Genomic DNA, 16,980 nt, shown 5'->3' on the forward strand with positions numbered 1-16,980 from the left:
CACCATGAACACAATGTCAGAACCGGCGAATCAAAACGAAAAATTTGATGAACTCATGAACCGTGCGGTAGCGCTACGACACGAAATTCGTTCGCTCGTCGATGCACCTCATAGTCCGACAAAGGCAATCTGCCTTAGAGAAAAACAACGCGAGTTGGATTACGTTCATCAACAGGCAGAAATCATAATTTATGGCGAAGGCAGTATTCCAGACCGATTGCCCACGCCGCCAGATAGAAACCACAGCCAAAGAATCACTTCCTGAACAAGATTGAATAGCGACCCAGCTCGGTCGCTATTTTTATCTCCGTATGTACAAGCATTAAATCAAGATATCAGAGACTTCTCTTCGCGGTGATTCAGGAGTTCTTTTAGCTTTCCCCAAGCGAAAAAGCATTTGCACGGTATGAGCTTCTGGAATATTGAAATACGATTTGAAGTCACGCTGTAAAGGCAACATATCTTGATATTCTTGTAAGATCTGGCTCATGGGATGTTGTGCAATGCCCAGTGACTCGGTAAGCAAGTTGATTCGGTTGTAAAGTCGCCCTACTTCTAATTGAGTCAAACGTCGGTTGTCTTTACTCACCAGTATTGCAAAGTATCGGGTGCTCTTTGTCACCGATTTTGTCAACTTCACTCCCTCTTTTCCAAAAGCTGCCGGGTCTTTTAGTGCACTCTCACGCGAAACAAAAAACTGCTCAGCCATCCAACGCTTGGCACCAGTAACACCGTTCTGCGGAAGACCAAATCCGTCGCGATAACGCTTTAACTCTTCGTCGTTAAATCGAAACATATTAATGGTCTCAAGGCTGCGTTGACTATTTTGCTCTTCAATGACCATAGCGTTGTTCAAAAAATTTCGCATGGTTTCATTCTGTTCCGCACTTTGAATCAATTTGAGCTGGAACTCAGTCCCTTTGACTGAATCAAGTATCTGCTCAAGTTCGGTTTCCGAAAGTTTTTGTTCATCGAATACCGTTTTATTCGACTGACGGGTAACGAGCAGATTGAATAACGGATCAGGCTTGACATTAGAATCAGCAACTAACCGTATTCTAGCCACTGGCTTGTTCTCTAGTACCTGATTGTTGTATTCCCCGTCAGGAAAATAAGTGACGTTCGCTCGTGTAGCAAAGTGGCTAGCTGCGACGATTAAGCTCTCAATAAATGTGCCATGCCCAATGTGAATCTGGCGGTGGATTGGATCAGTCTGAGGCAGCAAGCGTTCGCTGTCTACGTAAAGCAGAATGGTGTCTTCACCCTCCAGCGCTACTTTCCAAGGTTGAGTGTTGTGGGGGTTTGGGCAGAGCATTGCATAGCTGATAAGTGTCTTTCTCAAATCAGAATACGTCTGAGTAGGTCTTAGCAACGAGCCAGTGGTGCTGGAAAGCTGACCCACTACGACAGGACCTGCGGCCACAACAACTGCGCCTGCACCTAAGACTTTAATGAAGTTTCTTCTGTTCATTGCTATACCCTTTCTGACTAGTTTGCTAAAATACATTCCACGGAATAAATATATATTCCATGGAATATTAATCAAGAGATTTTAATCAAAATGTTGACAGAAAAACAGAACTTGTCATTTAAGATAATGATTTCGTTGGGAATAATTAATCAGCTAACAGACTCTTGGCTTGGAAAGGCTTTAGCACCACTTGGGCTAAACCAGTCTCAGTTCAATCTGCTCAACCACTTTTCTCATCAGCCAGATCGAGAGCAGACCATTAGTCAGCTTGCTCAGGTGATGCAGATGAACCAGCCTGGGATAACAAAGGTGGTCAATAAATTGTTCGACATGGGATTGGTCGACATTCGAAAAGATGAACAAGATGGCAGAAAAAAATGGGTCAGAATTAACGAGAAAGGTCTCGCAAAAGTTCAAAGTGCATTTAGCAGCTTTCTGCCCATGATGAACGAATGTTTTGATGATTGGACTGAGGACGACATGAGTCAAATGCTATCCCACAGTAACAAATTGAAAGTGTGGCTGGATAACAACAGAGATATTTAAGAATGAATGTTAGACACCGCAGCCTGTAACGGCTGCAGTTGGAATATTTAAAACTGAAACCGGATAAAGTGCATTTCGAGGTCGGTATCTACGTCTTTGGAAAGCGAATAGGCGTTGCCGACTAAGTTTTCCACCGCGGATTGCCAGAATTTAAGCGCGCCGTGATTACCGATTAGCACACGAATTTGCCAGTCCCCCGGGAAACGATTGACCACAGTATGCAAAGCCTTTTTGCCCACGCCCATACGTTTAAATTTACGCAATACAAAGAACTGAGCGACATCAGACACGGATTGATTATTGGGGTATTTTCGAACCAATACAAAGCCTGCTAACTCATCCTCAACATAAATGAAGAAAGGGGTGTGATCTTCGCGCTCCCAATACACATCAAAATTTGAAAAAGAGTATGTGAAGCGCCCTTCTTCATTTGGGTTCCAACCCATAAATTCAGACATATCGTAAATGTAATAGGGAAAAAGGTTCTCCAGAATATGGCGCGAACTTTCTTCAATCTGTTTGAGCGAAACTTCCATTACACTCCTACGTTACTTCTGAGCCAAACCACTCTTACGCACTGCATCAAATATCTAGTTCTGGTTCAGAACTTTCTCTTTGATAACGGTTAGAACGCCTTGTTCATCTTGGTGAGGAGCGGTGAAACGGGCGAGATTTTTGATCTCAGGGTGGGCATTTTCCATCGCGTAGCTGTGGTAAGTCTCTTTAAGCATTTCCACATCATTAAAGTAATCACCGAAACTCATGCTTTGTTCAAAGTTAAATTCAAACAACCCTTGCAAGTGCCTGATCGCCGTTCCCTTAGACGCTTCTTTGTGCATAAAATCTAGCCAGATTTTCGCACTAACGACGACCTGATGAGTATCCCCAAACTTTTCAGCCACCACAGGGTAAACGTGCTCTTCTGTGCCTTCGTAGTTCAGGATCGCTATTTTGATGAACTCATCATCCACTTCAAGCAAGTCTTCGACGCATTCTACTCGATGGTAATAATTCTGAATCTCTTCGAATTTGCTCGACTCAGCGGTTTCGATATAGGCAGAATTTTTACCACAGAGAACGACATCAGAATTCGGAATATCACGAACCGTGCGAATAATACTGTGCACTTCGTCTTTGGGTATCACACAGCTGTATAGCTCTTTGCCCTGATGCATTACAAACGCGCCATTTTCAGCAATGAAAATCATGTCGTCGGCAACCGATTCAAACATACTCAGCAAACTGTAATACTGCCTGCCGGATGCCGCAGCAAACAAAACTTCGCTTTGCTTTAGCGAGTCAAAAACATCGTAAAATTCTTGGGGTAGCTGCTTAGCGCTATCTAGCAAAGTGCCATCCATATCACTGGCAATAAACTTAATTTTTTCTTCCAAAACGACTCCGAACCACTTACAAATTCGCCAGTTTTAGCGACAAAAAACAATTTAGGGAGAGCTAAAATGCCACAATTCGTTACCAACGTGAACTTTTAATACTTCTTTTAACATTGATATGAGAATCAGATAAACGGTTCAATAAAAAAGCTTGCCATTTTTCGCATCCAACCAATCCCTTGTTGTGTTTAATAAAAAACTACCTTTTTTTAAACACCTGACAACAACTAACCAAACATTAACTTGAACTTCCTGATTATGGTGTAGACTTAACTGTATAACGTGTTGTAGTCAGGAGCTTATGGAAGCAAGCTTCTCACCTCACACATTTCGCCTGTAATTAACCAATTCTCGGATTGGACATAATAAATAGAGTGTTAAGAAAGAGACTCCATCGATGACGGTCATGCTTTACCCAACTAAAACTTCGCCGAAAGGCTACAGAGTTCAAGACAAAGTCCTTAACGTACAAAAATACTTCCCTTTTTCTAAATTCGACTCGCCCAAGAAGGCTGAGAAGTCTGCCTACGCATTTCAAGAACAGCTCAATGAAAAACGAAGGGTAAGAGACATTCGGCTCTCGCTCGATGTGAACCAGATATTTCATGCCGACGGCTCTGTTAAGGGCTTAAGCAAACGAAAAAGACGCTACGGAGAGGAAGTCGTCGAAGCACTTCGGGCGCAAGTTACGGTGGATGGCAAGCAAGTCTCAACCGACTGGCAACTCAAAAACCGCACCTTTCGCGAGGCTTATAAAGGCATTCAGGACTGGATTTTGGACAAACGCGGTATCGCCCGAACAAGAGAAATCACCAATATGTTTAAAGAAGCTGAACACCTTTACAAATAGCCTTGAATTAGGTTTGGGTTGATAGCTTGTAAGAGTTGAAACAAAAACGCAGTGCGAAATGCACTGCTTTTTTGTTTGCGTGAATCGGTAGAGCTGCACACCAGCTCGCGTTTAGTTTTCAAAGAATTCCATAATGGCTTTTGCTAATACTGAGGGGTTTTCCTCAATCACAAGGTGCCCGGCTTCAGGCACGGTAACAAGTTTTGCCCCCGGGATTTTGCTTTGCAGTGTGTATGCTTGATCACAGGGTATCCACTGATCCTCTTGCCCCCACAAAACTAAAACGGGTGCCCTAGCGTCTGCCAACTTATCCTGAAACTCGTCGGTAAACTTTGAATCCGCTTGCGCTATTTGTCGGTAAAATGCGGTTTTCCCTTGTTCGCCTGTCCAGGGTGCAAGTATTCCTTCAATGGCCTCTTCACTCAATTGTTGATAAGCCGCCGTCTTTATATAGGCTTCAACAATGGCGGTGTGAATATAGTCCGGGACGCCAGCAAATGCGCTTTCATGTTGCTCGATATGTTTAAAGAACGGTGAACCCCAGGGTGACAAGGCTACCGGGTCGATAACTGCTATTTTTCGATAGTCTCGGTGATCTAGAAGATGGTTGCGAAGAACCGTCGTGCCACCAAAGTCATGCCCTACGATATAGGGTGAGTCCAGTTGCCAGTATTCAATCAAAGCATCCAGAAGCTGATTCTGTATACCAAGTGAAACATCAGCATCGCTTTTATCGGATTCACCGTACCCTAACAAATCGAAATAGTGCACTCGGTATTGAGTAGAAAGCTTTTGTATCAAGTGTCTGAGATTAAACGAAGACCAAGGCGTGCCGTGAACAAGTACCATAGGTTCACCTTCCCCCTGAATGCCATACTTCACATCCCGACCTTGAAAACTAAAGGTGTCAGACAGACTCCAAATACTCATCTTCGCTCCTTGATTTTGCGTAACTGCACACATGTAAACATCTTCTCAAATATGTGCAAAGTAGAATATTAACTAATGTTGCAATGGGTTACGTTTCTCTAATCCAAGGCTTTGTGATTTCTGTGAATATTCACACATCAATAAATGTTATGATATAACGTCACTAAATTTTGTAATTTCACCAAACATCTCATTACAGCGAACCACACACCGCTTTTGACTCAATTCAGAATGGAATTTCTACCTCATGGACAAAGTTAACCAAGTACTTCTAGTTTCAGGTACTCATGGCAACGAACTTTCTGGCATATACCTTCATAAACTGATTAAGGATGGCTTGTATCCCGCAAGCCGGGATTCGTTTTCGTTCGAATCCATCATCGCAAACCCGCTCTCAATGGAGCAGAACTGTCGCTTTGTTGATCACGATTTAAACCGACTCTTTTCCTCTACCACACCAGAAGAAGAACCAGACTCCCACGAGGTAAACTTAGCCAAGCAGTTAAAAGACAAATACTCAGAGCAAAGCAATCAGTTGGTCATTGATTTGCACAATACCACCAGCAATATGGGTGCAACGCTTATTCTGCTTGCTGATTCTCCCTTCTATCAACAAATGGGAGCCTACGTTAAACAGCGAATGCCCAATGCCTATATTCTTTTTGAATCTCAGCAATCGTGGGATGAACATCCTTACCTATGCACACTTGGGCAGCATGGCGTGATGATAGAAGTTGGTGCTCAGGCACATGGCTCACTGAAGTCCGACACTCTGGATTTGATGAAAACCATGTTAACGGCGGTGCTGGATTTCGTCGAAAATCACAACCTCAACAGGCTTCCTGCCCTAAACAACTATGACGCTTTCTATCTATTTGAAGAAGTGAAAATTCCACTCGATGAAACCGGCATGCGCATTGCCACCGTTCACCCAACGATTTGCGGCAGAGATTTCGAAGCAGTAAAACCCGGAGACCCTATCTTATCGACATTCGCCGGGGGCGATTATTCTTGGGAAGGAAAGCATGATGTGTACCCGCATTTTATTAATGAAAGTGCTTACTGCAAGAGCAATATTGCCATGGCATTAGCGAAGAAAAAGCAGGTTAAGGTGGGTTAAAACAAGATAAAAACCGCACTAAAAAGCATCTGCGATCATTATCTAACTCGCAGATGCTTAATTTATCTACCCGTGAACACAGCCCAAAAGCTGAGATTCAAAGCTTTCATCAACCTGAGTCGAGATCAGCTCTATTCTGCTCTCATAACAGTCATCAAGCTCTGCTTCTGCCAGCCCATCCGACGTCATGTTGTATCCGAATATACCGCTCTCTGTGATGAATACCGCTTTCATACGCTCTACATTAAGACCAGCAAGCAGCGCTAAGAGTGTATCGCGATTAAAGATCTTCTCAGGAGAAAAGCGCCACCCCACACTGTGAAAGCCCTCCCCTTGGTTTGTTGCTTTCAGTACACCGCTTTCTGGTATCGGAAGCTCCGACGCCAGTGGTTTACTGTGATCATGATGGTGGTGATGCGGAGGCTGCGAGTGGACAGTCGTCTCCCCTTCAAATTCAGCGAAAGGAATGTCGCCATGCTGCGCAAAGATCACTCGCGTATTTGGTCGCCCAACCTTAGCGACGTACTCTTCCAACGTTGCTTTTTCGTCGCCCTGATACAGGTCCAACTTGTGACCTACCACAGTATCGGCAATCTCTATTTGCTGATTGAACGTATCGTGTTGAGTATATACCGAGTCCGACAGTTTTCGCGCGTCCACCAGCGTGATGTTTTTCTGCAGCGACAGCACTTTGCGGTAATGTGCAGACGAAAGCACTTGAAGCACTTCTTTTGGATGACCAAGCCCAGTCGGTTCAATCAAAAGGCGATCTGGTCTTGCTTCTGATAACAACTGATTCAGTGCGATCTGCATTGGCAATCCAGCCGCACAGCACATACAACCACCCGGAACTTCACGGATAAAAACCTGCTGTTTTTCATCGTGGTTACCCTGAATCAAACTGCCATCAACACCAATTTCTCCGAACTCATTAACCAGCACCGCCCAGCGCTCGTTACTGGGCTTATTTTTCATCATATGGAGAATCGCAGAGGTTTTACCTACGCCTAAAAATCCAGTAATGATATTGGTAGGCACACCCAAATTATCTATGTTGTCAGAGCTCACTTGCCACTCTCCTTCTTTTGACTCGCCAGATAAATCACCTAGCGAGTCACTCCTCTTTTGCAGTCCGTTTTTATACTAAACGGTACAGCCTGAATAGATCACTTACCTTTCAAATGACATACGCATCGCCGACGATTGCACATCAATCAACGAATCGTTGGCATAAACCAAACCACCATTCACCCAGGTATTTTTAATCCGTGATGTGAATTCATGCCCCTTAAACGGAGACCACTCGCAGTGATATAGGATGTTCTCGCTTGTTACCTTGGTTGAAGTTTGGGCATCAACCATTACCAAATCAGCGAAGTAACCCTCTCGGATAAACCCACGATCCTGAATCGCGTAACGAATGGCTGGGTTATGCGCGGTCTTCTCTACCACTTGTTCGATATTCATTCGACCGTGATGCACATGATCCAATAACGTAAGCAAAGCATGCTGAACCAGAGGTAATCCCGCTGGCGCCTGATTGTAGTCCACCTGCTTCTCTTCCCAGGTGTGAGGGGCATGATCGGTCGCAATGATGTCGATTTGATTGGTATGAAGAGCCTGTATCAGCGCATCTCTATCACTCTGGTATTTAATGGCGGGGTTACATTTAATCTGGTTACCTAGCGTGGCGTAATCCTGATTACTGAACCATAAATGATGCACACATGCTTCAGCAGTAACGTGTTTCTTTTGAATTGGTTCCGATTCGAAAAGCGCCAGCTCTTTAGCAGTAGTGATGTGCAGAACGTGCAACTGGCTTTGGTATTTCTTCGCCAAATCTACGGCATAAGAAGAAGATGCAAAGCACGCTTCGTCGTCTCGTAAAACAGGGTGATCTTCTATGGTGAAAACTGGCTTTTTACTTAGTAGTTGCTCTCGGTTTTTACTGATCACAGGTCCACTTTCACAATGAGTCACAATTAATACTGGTGCATCACGGAAAATAGCATCCAAAGCTTGTGGATGTTCAACCAGCAAGTCGCCTGTCGACGCGCCCATAAACACTTTTACACCACAGTGATTCTTAGGATCTAAGCGCTTAATCTGTTCCAGATTGTCTTCAGTGGCTCCAAGGTAAAAAGAATAGTTCGCCACCGAGTTTTGAGCAGCAATCGCGTATTTCTTTTCTAATGCTTCAATGGTTGTGGTCGCTGGACTAACGTTTGGCATTTCCATGTAACTGGTGATACCACCCGCCACAGCAGCGCGGGATTCCGTTGCAATCGACCCTTTATGAGTTAACCCCGGCTCGCGAAAGTGAACCTGATCATCAATCATTCCGGGAAGCAGATATGCCCCCTTTGCGTCGACGACGTTATCGGAAGGGTGCGCCGTTATGTCGGCTTCTATTTTTTCAATTCGCTGATCGACGATCCGCAAATCCGTTTCTATGATGGTTCCTTCATTTACCACGCGGGCATTCTTGATTAGCGTTGCTGACATAGCGTTTCGACATCTCCTTTAATGGTGGGGCTTAAAATAAATTCAAATTGGTAGGTGGTGTGCATTACCACTGCTGCATAAACGAATAGATTAAGATTGCTTTGCGCACTCGTCACACACACAGCTAATCTCTAGTTGGGGGCTGACTACTGTAAAACCCTCTTTGCGAGCAGTAGATTGAAGACCGACGATCACTTCAGGGTCTATGGTATGTTCGGTGATTTTTTCGCATTTAGAGCAAATGAAAAACTGAGAAACGCCGTGTTCGCAGTCGCGCAGAATATGAGAACACGCAATGTACTTGTTCGAGACCTGAATCTTATGAGCCAAGTGCTCACCTTCCAGAAACTCTAAGATACGGTAGACCGACATAGCCGGAATGATCTGGTTGAACTGTTCTTTGCAGTAATCCACTAACTCATAAGCAGACAACGCCCGGTTAGAGTGAACCAGAGCGCGAAGCACCAATTCTCGCTTTGCTGTTAGCTGCTTTCCATTCGCCTTACAGCCCTGCTCTACGTGTTCGATAATTGCATTAATATTTTTCATTTTGTCGATTATCCATTGCTTTCGCGCACAATGTTATAACATAACATTTCAAACAAAAACCCATAATCGAAAACAAATGTAAAAGCGCTATTGCATAAGCCAGTTTATGAAAGGAATCTCTATAGCCTGATATGCATTTTGTATCGATCCCCAAATCGAAGGAATTGAAAAACAATATGCAACCAATAACAAATCATGTGTTTCTGGCGAAAACTTGCCTACATTGAATCAGAGTCAAATTTCTTCGAGAAAGTCATCTTTTATAGATCGTCACTCTGCTAGCCTTAAGCTTTAAATCTCATATGAACTATAAGAATATGCCAGTCTCAAACGTTAAAGGTGATTTCTGCAACATCAATGGTTTTAAGCCAAGCGCGAGAACAGTTGATGCGATAGCAGAAATGAATGAAGTGATTAAAATGGCTTCTTGGCTTGAAAAAATAATGATGGTAGTCCCTCTGTTTGAAATCTTTGCTAATAAAGGGATGTCAGTTCCAAAAGCTGCTAGAAATATCACCAAATTTGATTGGGAGCAGTTTGCACAAGCGACAAAAGGCATTAGTGATGTACGCCGCAAACAACTTGAGACTATCGCTATGAAAACAGCACACCGCTCTACAGGAAAAGAATATGAATTTTGGACATGTGTTTATAACGCTCTTTAAGTGGTTTACTGGTATCTCAGTCGTCCTGAGCTCATCAATCTCAGCTACCTCTTATGAGATGTACCTTAAAGAACAAGTTAAAGAAAATTATAGCGTGTTGAACAATAAAATTGCTCTTTGCAATAAAGATCGAAAGGAGTCATTTGATAAAACCGAAATTACAAACAAGTGGTTTAACGGTTTATCGAAGAAAGATAGAGGTGAGGTCATCATCATGCTCACTAAAATCGCGGACGAACGATGTTATGCGCTGGAGTTGAAAAGCTATTCAGATTCTGTAGTTCAGTACACATCAAATACTGGAGATCAATCGGTTATGAAAGACTGGTTGATATTAAGGCGCCTCTATGCTTCACACTCGGAGCTCGAGGCAGTAGCTCATATAGATTTTGATAAAGTGATTGCGCTTAGTAAAGAGGCTCCATTTGACCAACCATTTAATGGTATGAGTTTGCTTACTCTTTATCGATAAGCACATTTCACCTCAACATAGAAATAAGGCAGGGTAGATTCCCTGCCTTAGCTATCGTATAAAAGCTTAGTTACTCTTTCCCGTATACGTTGTTTTCTTGTTCTTGTACTCGGATAAAGGTGGTGCGCTTAGTCAGTTCTTTTAGCTTAGCGGCGCCTACGTAGGTACAGGTTGAGCGCACACCGCCAAGAATATCTTGGATGGTGTTTTCAACCGGACCGCGGAATGGAAGCAATACGGTTTTACCTTCAGCTGCACGGTACTTAGCAACACCACCTGAGTGCTTATCCATAGCAGATTGTGAAGACATGCCGTAGAACTTCATAAACGTTTTACCGTCTTTCTCAACTAGGTCGCCGCCCGATTCTTCGTGACCCGCCAGCATGCCGCCTAGCATGACAAAATCGGCACCACCACCGAAGGCTTTGGATACGTCGCCAACACAAGTACAACCGCCGTCACCAATGATAGTGCCGCCTAAACCGTGCGCTGCATCGCCACATTCGATAATGGCGGAAAGCTGTGGGTAACCAACACCTGTTTTCACTCGTGTGGTGCACACACTGCCCGGGCCTATACCTACTTTTACAATGTCGGCACCCGCTAAGATTAGTTCTTCGGTCATGTCGCCAGTCACGACGTTACCTGCGGAAATGACTTTATCAGGGAATGCGGCACGCACTTTAGATACGTATTCGCACAGGTGCTCCGAGTATCCATTGGCAATGTCGATACAAATGAAGATAAGCTCATCGCTTAAGGCAAGAATGTCTTTCGTTTTCTGGAAGTCGGCGTCGGACGTGCCTGTGCTCACCATTAGGTTGTTGAGCACGTTTTTGTCGGCAGATTTAACAAACTCAGCCCAATCTTCCACAGAGTAGTGTTTGTGAACAGCGGTCATGACTCCATTGGCAGCCAGAGCTTGCGCCATTTCAAAGGTGCCGACAGAATCCATATTGGCAGCGATCACAGGGACACCAGACCATTGACGACTACTGTGCTTGAAGGTAAACTCGCGGGTTAAATTTACTTGGGAACGGCTTTTTAGGGTTGAACGTTTCGGGCGAAACAGGACATCTTTAAAACCTAACTTGAGTTCATGTTCGATACGCATGGTATGCAATTTCCTTTAGCTATGTATTGCATGCCCGTAGAAAGTTGGCTGGCAGGCCGCCTTTCAGACGCGAATCTCTTTGGCAGAAGAGTTTCACGTTTTTCGGACACAAAAAAACCGGAGCGTTGGCAGACGCTCCGGTTTTCAGCATTATAGGCACTAAAAGATTCCTGACAAGACTAATATTTGTAATTTTTTTGTGTTACCTTACCGAAGAATTCATATCTGAAACCTTTCCATTTTCTGGTTTATCTTCCTAATTTTATTTAGAAATCACCTCATCAATCTCTATTATTTTCTTTAATAACAAACAGTTAACGCTCAGTAAATTTGGGGTTTATTTTTGTTTTGAACGAGCGTATTAATAACGCAATCAGCATGTTCGCACCGTGTGAGTATACGTAAGTACCCCGCTTTTTGATGCATCAGGCAAGTCCAGGGTACTCACTTATACTAATAACTAACTCTATAACGAGGAGTATAGTCATGCTTAAGATCGCATTTTTCAGTTCCAAGTCTTATGACGAACGCAGTTTTAACCAAGAAAACGAACGTTATTCGTATCAATTCGAGTTTCATGATTTTCGATTAACCGAGCAAACCGCACGTTTGGCTTCGGGCTGTGATGTTGTATGCGCATTTGTAAACGACGATTTGTCTGCCCCGGTTCTACAACAACTCGCAGACACAGGCGTTAAAGTAGTAGCGATGCGATGCGCGGGTTTCGACCGTGTAGATTTGCAAGCTGCTGAAACCCTTGGCTTAAAAGTCGTACGCGTTCCTGCGTATTCACCTGAATCCATTGCCGAACATGCCGTGGGCATGATGTTGTGCTTGAATCGCCGTTACCACAAGGCATACCAGCGCACTCGCGATGCTAACTTTTCCCTTGAAGGCTTGGTCGGTTTTAACTTCCACGGTAAAACCGCTGGTATTGTTGGCTCGGGCAAGATTGGTCTCGCCACCATGCGAATTCTGAAAGGTCTGGGCATGGAGATTTTGTGTTACGACCCGTATCAAAACCCTGCGGCTATTGATTTGGGTGTGAAATACACGGAATTGGAAGAAGTGTACAAACACGCTGACGTGATCAGCCTGCATTGCCCTTCTACTCCTGAAAATCGTAACATGCTCAACGCCGATGCTTTCTCGAAAATGAAAGATGGTGTGATGATTGTAAACACCAGCCGTGGAGATCTTCTGGATTCTGCTGCCGCGATTGAAGCATTGAAATCTGGCAAGATTGGTTCTTTGGGTCTGGATGTGTACGACAACGAGAAAGAGCTATTCTTCCAGGACAAATCAAACGACGTGATCGTCGACGACGTATTCCGCCGCCTATCGGCATGCCATAACGTCGTCTTTACGGGTCATCAGGCGTTCTTAACCGATGATGCATTAAGAAGCATCGCCTCTGTAACTCTGCAAAGCGTGTCGGATGTGCTCAATGCTGGCAGCAGCCAGAACGAAGTAAAGGCTTAGTTTTCTGGAAAATCAAAAAGCCCAGCAGTTAAAATTGCTGGGCTTCTTTCTTTAATGAAGACAAGTTAGCTTTCTGCTACGCCTGCGATTACGGCTTCAGCGGTTGCATCCTGTATGGACAGGAACATGGATTTCACCTGACCAGTCGGCGTACGCATCGGGTTCAGAGTGATGTTCTGATACATGAACTCAGCTTGCTGGGTAATTGGGCGTACATTGCGGCAACGGAACAGGTACGGGCGCTGACGCCAGGTAATAAAACTGCGGCAACCCAAGTTGTATACGGGTTTGGCTTTCAACACAAACCATTCTTTCGGAATTTCCGGGAACACTTCAAACAGGGACTTGCCTATTGCTTCGTGTGCCTGTTTTCCGCTGTGATGGGTCATAAAGCCGTTCCAGACCTGAATGTTGTAGTTCTCATCCAACACCACCAAGCCCATTTCGACATTCTGTACCATGTCCACCATCCAGTGGAACTGTTCAAATTCTGCAGGTAGATTCAGCATTACAACTCATCCTCCATCAAGTACGCCAGTTTGTTATCCAACAAAGGAAGAGATTCGTCCACAAACATAAACAGCAGGTCACACTTAATATTGGTGCCGTCTATGTTGTAGCTTACTTCGAAGGTCATGGTTTTAGTAAAAGCACCCGCTGTGCTCTGAATAATAGAATCAATAGGAATGTGTTGCCCTAACAGAACAGGTGAACTCTGGAAAAAGCGCACTTCTGACTGCTCGCCCAGTCCATTCAGGAAAGAGCCCACCAATATATTGGATACGTCCATCAGGAGTTCGAGCTCTTCGTGCTCGTTGTCGGCCGGTACCTGCATCAGTTTATTAATATCGCTGACGGAAGAATCACTCAGCAGAACTAAAGCTTCGCCTGCAATACCTTCCCCACTGAAACCCTGACAGACACCGGATACCTGATCGTTATCAGCAAGATCCCTAAGCGCCATGTGCAGTTCGCTCACTTCAAAAATGTTGACGTTAGGTAAAGGGAGATGAACGAATACATCAAAATGACGAGCAAGCGCATCGGCTGCCCGACCAATGGCGACGTTAGCCACTTCCATGTAAATATCACGCCTTTTGAGTACTGGTAACTCAACAGGCGAAGGCATATAGGTTTGAGGTTGTGTGGGCGGCTCAATAAGGCTTTTAAGCACATCTTTCAAAGCATCTTTATTGATGGGCTTTTGAATGAAGGCTTTCGCCCCCAAAGACATGACTTTCTCTTTAGCTTTTGGCTGAATATCCCCCGATACCACCACCACTTTAATATCGATTCCACGTTTCCCGATTTCTTCTAACGTGCCGTATCCATCCAGCTCAGGCATCGTCAGGTCTAGGAACATAAGTTTGAATTCACGCGTTTGAAGTTGTTCTAATGCGTCTAATCCATGGACAGCAAAGGTTATATCTGCTCCTAAAGAAGCAGGTAGTGAACGTGCCATCTGTTTACGGGCTAGCGCGGAGTCGTCACAGATCAATATAGGAAATGACATTAATTCACCATAGGTCGCGTATGAAAAGCATACTTAAAAATAATTGCTAATACCCAGAACATATTACGTTTTTCGATAAATTATCACTTGGGTATCTTTAAACAGAATGGTGAACTTTAACACATCTAAAGATTAAATCAGCGCAAGATTCCCACCACTTCTATATACAATATAGGATATAAATGGCGTAAGGAACGGCATATTGTGTAACTGATTAATTAATAAGCGTATTTTATGCTATTTGCACCGCTGGCTCGCTTTTTGAACAATTTCATCACATGTTGCATACCATCCACACAATGTGAGCCAAATAGTGAGCACAAAAAAGCCTTCCACTTGGGAAGGCTTCTTCAAAAAATTCTTTTTTACCGTTTTTGCAAGTTAAGCTTCTGCTTCTGCAATCTGACCCGGCTTCTTGGTGATACTCTGGCGATAGCTGAACCACAGATAAGTGATGACTAAAGAGAAATAAAGGTAAGTTAATGCAAACACCAGTGGCGATGTCATTAAGCCTTTATTCACACCGACCATAACACCAACGACGGTAATCGTGAGCTTTGAAAGCATGCCGCACAATAGTAGGAAAACAGCGAATGCCGGGAAGCGAGAGCTACGGAAAGAGAACCAGTAGCAGCTGCCTACTGCTAGCGCTGATACCGCCAGACCCAACATGAAAGAATGAAAATGATCCGCAGAAGCAACACCTGCAGAAATCGAAGCGAGCATTATTAAAATCAGTTTCATATATTCACCTTCACTTAAATAAAGAGAATGCGTCCTTTCATATTCAAAATCTTAGTTTTCAGTCGCCATTTTGCGCATTTATTGCCCAATTTCAAGTAAAAATCACGATAAAACTGCATTGTTTTTCGTACATTAAGCACACGTTTACAAACAGTTAACAGCAGAAACATTTAGTTACACCCTCAAGTATTGATATTGCTAGTTAAAAGTAATTATTCAATGCTTTTGTTACAGTTAATTAACATTTAAATTTCTCATCACTAATTTAAGGGAAATTCTATTTTCGGGAGCTCGATCATCACATGTACCCCAGCTTTGTGAGATACCATTAGTGTTTTATAAACCACCAGAGCTTCGTTTTGTTTGATAGTACTTATGGCGTGGTCATTCAGCGCAATTTTAAAGCGCTCTACGTTGACTTAGCATTCGCCAAAATTTATGGGTTCGATTCCCCAGAAGATATCTACCAGCTAGATAGCTTGCTTGATCTTATCGCTCCCTGTGATCATCAAGAAGCTCTGAATACCTACCAAAGAATCCTTGCAAATCAGCAGCGTCCAAGAATGCACTCCTCTATAAATGTGGATCGCTACGGCAGAGAGTTTTCGGTTCTGGCTATCGACCATGTCATTGAGTGGGAAGGTAAGCCTGCACTTCAAGTTACGATCATCGATATGTCCGCTCAGGAAGAAGCAATGCTTCAGTTGCAGGAAAACGAACGTCGCTACCGAGAACTGGTGGAAGGCTCCCTTCAGGGCATCTTGGTACACCGCGACTTCAAACCACTTCTGGTGAATCAGACTTATGCAAAAATGCTCGGCTATCCGAGCGTCGATGCTCTGATTTCGACAGGTACCATCTTTTCTCATATACCTGAAAAGTATCAGGATGTGGCACGTTCTCGTTACGATATGCTGCTGGCGGGCGAGAACACGAGCCAGAATGTCACCGTACGAAACTTCCGACTCGACGGTTCTACCGCTTATTTCAAGCTCTCTGAACGAGTGATTGACTGGGACGGTCAGCCAGCCGTTCAGGTATCGGTATTAGACGTGACCGAGCAGCTTATTCTGGAAGAAAAACTGACGTACCAAGCGAATCATGACTCTTTAACGGGTCTGCATAACCGCCGTTTCATGACTTCGACATTAGAAAGCCGCTATAAGCTTGATCAGTCGATGAGCTGTATTCTTATTGATCTTGATGATTTTAAGTCAGTCAACGATAAGCACGGTCACGCTGGTGGCGATAAAACCCTGCGTGCCTTTGCGGCAGTTTTAAATGAAGTATTAGGCAGCCACGCTTTTAGTGCTCGCTGGGGCGGCGAAGAGTTCATTATCTGTATGAGCGATTACAACTATGAACAAGCATTGTGTTATGCCCAAGCGATAAAATCGGAAATCAATAAGTGGAACTTTGAAGAAGCCACCACGGCTTCTTTTGGTGTCGCCTGTTCCTGTGATTCTGACTCTGATTACAGCCTTATGATCCAGCGGGCAGACCGCGCACTGTATGAAGCAAAACGTCTTGGAAAAAACTGCATCGTCACTACAGATAACGATTTTTACAGTTAGACCAACGTTAAGTTAACAGCCTCGCAACATTGTCAATACCTATATCCAGCC

At 44.0% G+C, this 16,980-nt stretch carries 19 protein-coding genes; 8 read left to right on the forward strand and 11 right to left on the reverse strand.

From position 1 onward, the window contains the following. Positions 1-4 precede the first annotated feature (4 nt). Positions 5-265, forward strand: a complete 261-nt coding sequence (locus tag INR79_RS24755; RefSeq protein ID WP_223097411.1) for a hypothetical protein — start codon at positions 5-7, stop codon at positions 263-265. A 57-nt stretch (positions 266-322) separates the two neighbouring features. On the opposite strand, the gene INR79_RS24760 is transcribed toward INR79_RS24755, so the two are convergent. Beyond that, positions 323-1,471: an Acg family FMN-binding oxidoreductase gene (locus INR79_RS24760; protein ID WP_223097413.1), complete on the reverse strand. Its 1,149-nt coding sequence runs from the start codon at positions 1,469-1,471 to the stop codon at positions 323-325. A gap of 90 nt (positions 1,472-1,561) precedes the next feature. On the opposite strand from INR79_RS24760, the gene INR79_RS24765 reads away from it, so the two are divergent. Further along, positions 1,562-2,017 carry a MarR family winged helix-turn-helix transcriptional regulator gene (locus INR79_RS24765; RefSeq protein ID WP_262415424.1) on the forward strand — a complete coding sequence of 152 codons (456 nt, stop codon included), beginning with the start codon at positions 1,562-1,564 and terminating at the stop codon, positions 2,015-2,017. A 47-nt stretch (positions 2,018-2,064) separates the two neighbouring features. On the opposite strand, the gene INR79_RS24770 is transcribed toward INR79_RS24765, so the two are convergent. Together INR79_RS24770 and INR79_RS24775 are read right to left on the reverse strand one after the other, a co-directional pair. Further along, complete coding sequence (locus INR79_RS24770; protein ID WP_223097415.1) at positions 2,065-2,553, reverse strand: GNAT family N-acetyltransferase; 489 nt, start codon at positions 2,551-2,553, stop codon at positions 2,065-2,067. A 54-nt stretch (positions 2,554-2,607) separates the two neighbouring features. Then, the gene (locus INR79_RS24775) at positions 2,608-3,411 is read right to left on the reverse strand and encodes a Cof-type HAD-IIB family hydrolase (protein WP_223097417.1); all 804 of its coding nucleotides are present in this window, start codon (positions 3,409-3,411) and stop codon (positions 2,608-2,610) included. Between the two features lie 397 nt (positions 3,412-3,808). Between INR79_RS24775 and INR79_RS24780 the strand changes: the two genes are divergently transcribed. After that, positions 3,809-4,261, forward strand: a complete 453-nt coding sequence (locus INR79_RS24780; protein ID WP_004409029.1) for a hypothetical protein — start codon at positions 3,809-3,811, stop codon at positions 4,259-4,261. A gap of 111 nt (positions 4,262-4,372) precedes the next feature. Here the strand turns inward: INR79_RS24780 and INR79_RS24785 are convergent, their stop codons facing one another. After that, positions 4,373-5,191, reverse strand: a complete 819-nt coding sequence (locus tag INR79_RS24785; protein ID WP_262415425.1) for an alpha/beta fold hydrolase — start codon at positions 5,189-5,191, stop codon at positions 4,373-4,375. A gap of 247 nt (positions 5,192-5,438) precedes the next feature. Here INR79_RS24785 and INR79_RS24790 point away from each other — a divergent pair, with 247 nt between their 5' ends. Next, a complete protein-coding gene (locus INR79_RS24790; RefSeq protein WP_223097419.1) occupies positions 5,439-6,311 on the forward strand; it encodes an aspartoacylase in 873 nt (290 codons plus the stop codon). 66 nt (positions 6,312-6,377) lie between these two features. On the opposite strand, the gene INR79_RS24795 is transcribed toward INR79_RS24790, so the two are convergent. The 3 genes from INR79_RS24795 to INR79_RS24805 all read right to left on the reverse strand — a co-directional run bounded on the left by INR79_RS24795 (position 6,378) and on the right by INR79_RS24805 (position 9,365). Further along, positions 6,378-7,379: a CobW family GTP-binding protein gene (locus tag INR79_RS24795; protein WP_223097420.1), complete on the reverse strand. Its 1,002-nt coding sequence runs from the start codon at positions 7,377-7,379 to the stop codon at positions 6,378-6,380. A 102-nt stretch (positions 7,380-7,481) separates the two neighbouring features. Beyond that, positions 7,482-8,816: a dihydroorotase gene (locus INR79_RS24800; protein ID WP_223097421.1), complete on the reverse strand. Its 1,335-nt coding sequence runs from the start codon at positions 8,814-8,816 to the stop codon at positions 7,482-7,484. Between the two features lie 90 nt (positions 8,817-8,906). Then, a complete protein-coding gene (locus INR79_RS24805) occupies positions 8,907-9,365 on the reverse strand; it encodes a Fur family transcriptional regulator (RefSeq protein ID WP_223097422.1) in 459 nt (152 codons plus the stop codon). Between the two features lie 302 nt (positions 9,366-9,667). On the opposite strand from INR79_RS24805, the gene INR79_RS24810 reads away from it, so the two are divergent. Both INR79_RS24810 and INR79_RS24815 read left to right on the forward strand, forming a co-directional pair. Continuing rightward, complete coding sequence (locus tag INR79_RS24810; protein WP_022606891.1) at positions 9,668-10,030, forward strand: hypothetical protein; 363 nt, start codon at positions 9,668-9,670, stop codon at positions 10,028-10,030. Further along, entirely contained in the window at positions 9,996-10,502 is a 507-nt protein-coding gene (locus INR79_RS24815; RefSeq protein WP_223097423.1) for a hypothetical protein, read from the forward strand. Before INR79_RS24810 ends, INR79_RS24815 begins: the two co-directional genes overlap by 35 nt. 70 nt (positions 10,503-10,572) lie before the next feature. On the opposite strand, the gene INR79_RS24820 is transcribed toward INR79_RS24815, so the two are convergent. Then, positions 10,573-11,616, reverse strand: coding sequence for a GMP reductase (locus INR79_RS24820; protein ID WP_223097424.1), 1,044 nt, complete (start codon positions 11,614-11,616; stop codon positions 10,573-10,575). A gap of 486 nt (positions 11,617-12,102) precedes the next feature. Between INR79_RS24820 and INR79_RS24825 the strand changes: the two genes are divergently transcribed. Beyond that, on the forward strand, positions 12,103-13,098 hold the full coding sequence (locus tag INR79_RS24825) for a 2-hydroxyacid dehydrogenase (RefSeq protein ID WP_223097425.1): 996 nt from the start codon (positions 12,103-12,105) through the stop codon (positions 13,096-13,098). A 65-nt stretch (positions 13,099-13,163) separates the two neighbouring features. Here the strand turns inward: INR79_RS24825 and INR79_RS24830 are convergent, their stop codons facing one another. The 3 genes from INR79_RS24830 to INR79_RS24840 form a co-directional block, all read right to left on the reverse strand. Continuing rightward, positions 13,164-13,607: a PAS domain-containing protein gene (locus tag INR79_RS24830; RefSeq protein ID WP_004409044.1), complete on the reverse strand. Its 444-nt coding sequence runs from the start codon at positions 13,605-13,607 to the stop codon at positions 13,164-13,166. Beyond that, positions 13,607-14,611: a response regulator gene (locus tag INR79_RS24835; RefSeq protein WP_004409046.1), complete on the reverse strand. Its 1,005-nt coding sequence runs from the start codon at positions 14,609-14,611 to the stop codon at positions 13,607-13,609. The genes INR79_RS24830 and INR79_RS24835 overlap by 1 nt, the downstream gene beginning before the upstream one ends. A 381-nt stretch (positions 14,612-14,992) precedes the next feature. After that, entirely contained in the window at positions 14,993-15,355 is a 363-nt protein-coding gene (locus INR79_RS24840) for a hypothetical protein (protein WP_004409047.1), read from the reverse strand. 359 nt (positions 15,356-15,714) lie between these two features. Between INR79_RS24840 and INR79_RS24845 the strand changes: the two genes are divergently transcribed. Beyond that, the gene (locus INR79_RS24845) at positions 15,715-16,929 is read left to right on the forward strand and encodes a sensor domain-containing diguanylate cyclase (protein ID WP_004409048.1); all 1,215 of its coding nucleotides are present in this window, start codon (positions 15,715-15,717) and stop codon (positions 16,927-16,929) included. Positions 16,930-16,980 lie beyond the last annotated feature (51 nt).

Source organism: Vibrio sp. SCSIO 43132, from assembly GCF_019904195.1.
Lineage (GTDB): Bacteria > Pseudomonadota > Gammaproteobacteria > Enterobacterales > Vibrionaceae > Vibrio > Vibrio nigripulchritudo.